This window comes from Pseudonocardia hydrocarbonoxydans, assembly GCF_006539565.1.
Taxonomy (GTDB): domain Bacteria; phylum Actinomycetota; class Actinomycetes; order Mycobacteriales; family Pseudonocardiaceae; genus Pseudonocardia; species Pseudonocardia hydrocarbonoxydans.
Map to the genome: position 1 here is coordinate 1 of NZ_BJNG01000081.1, position 1,348 is coordinate 1,348.

The following is a 1,348-nucleotide window of genomic DNA, read 5'->3' on the forward strand; positions in this document are numbered from 1 at the left end:
GAACCGCCCCGGCGTGTCCGGAGGCTCATGGGGTTGAGTGGCCGGCCTCGGTGAGGGCGGCGTGTTGACGGTAGTGCGCCGCTTCGAGTTCGGCGGGTGGGATGTCGCCGCAGGCCTCGAACAGCCGGCGGTGGTTGAACCAGTCGACCCATTCCAGGGTGGCGATCTCGACCTGCTCGACGGTCCGCCACGGCCCCCGCGGTTTGATCAGCTCGGTCTTGAACAGCCCGATCACCGACTCGGCCAGGGCGTTGTCATAGGCGTCGCCGACCGATCCGACCGACGGGTCGATGCCGGCGGCGGCGAGGCGCTCGGTGTAGGCGATCGAGGTGTATTGCGACCCGGCGTCGTGATGACAGATCAACCCGGACAGGTCCTCGACGCCTTCGCGTTGACGGGTCCACACGGCCTGCTCCAGCGCGTCGAGCACCAGCTCGGTGCGCATCGTCGTGGCGGCGCGCCAGCCCAGGATGCGGCGGGCGTAGGCGTCGAGGACGAAGGCCACGTAGACCATCCCCGCCCAGGTCGGGACATAGGTGAAGTCCGCGACCCAGGTGCGGTTCGGGGCCGGCGGGTCGAACCGTCGCTCCACCAGGTCCGCCGGGCGCGGCGCGGCCGCGTCCGCGACGGTGGTGCGGACCCGGCGACCACGACGGGCACCGACCAGGCCCAGCTCGCCCATCAGCCGCTCCACCGTGCAACGGGCCACCGCGATGCCTTCGCGGTTGAGCGCGAGCCACACCTTCCGGGCGCCATAGACGCCGTAGTTCTGGGCGTGCACCCGGGCGATGTCGACCTTGAGCTGCTCATCACGCAGCGCCCGCTTGCACGGCTGCGCCTTCGCGGCGCGAGCGGCGTAGTAGGTCGATGGGGCGATCGGGCAGCCGTGCTCGGAGAGCACTCTGCAGATCGGCTCGACTCCCCACCGCAACCCGCCCGCGTCCTGCTCGGCGTGGGCGGCGATGAACCTCACGAGCGTGTCGAGGGCCGGTCGAGCTCGGCCGCGAAGAAAGCCGACGCCGCTTTCAGGATCTCATTCGCCCGGCGCAGCTCGGCCACCTCACGCTTGAGCCGCTTGATCTCCGCGGACTCCTCCGTGCTCCCGCCCGGTCGCTGGCCCTGGTCGATCTCGGCCTGGCGGACCCACTTGCGCACCGTCTCCGCCGTCCCAACGCCGAGTTTCTGCGCGACCGCACCGATCGCAGCCCACTGCGAGTCATAGTTCGGGGTCACCTCGGCCACCATCCGGACCGCCCGCTCACGAAGCTCCCGCGGGTAGGGCTGGGCGCGATAGGTCATGACTCCATCTCCTCAGAAGATCGAGTCTCCCGACACACCGGGGCGGTTC

General features: G+C 70.3%; 1 protein-coding gene. It reads right to left on the reverse strand.

Translation table 11 applies throughout. The annotated features are described in order from the left end of the window. Positions 1–25: 25 nt before the first annotated feature. Positions 26–1,299 (reverse strand): IS3 family transposase gene (locus PHY01_RS26055; protein ID WP_246086159.1). Its coding sequence is split into 2 segments (ribosomal slippage): positions 26–1,014 and positions 1,014–1,299, totalling 1,275 coding nucleotides; the frame shifts between segments, so codons are not numbered across the junction. Positions 1,300–1,348: the final 49 nt, after the last annotated feature.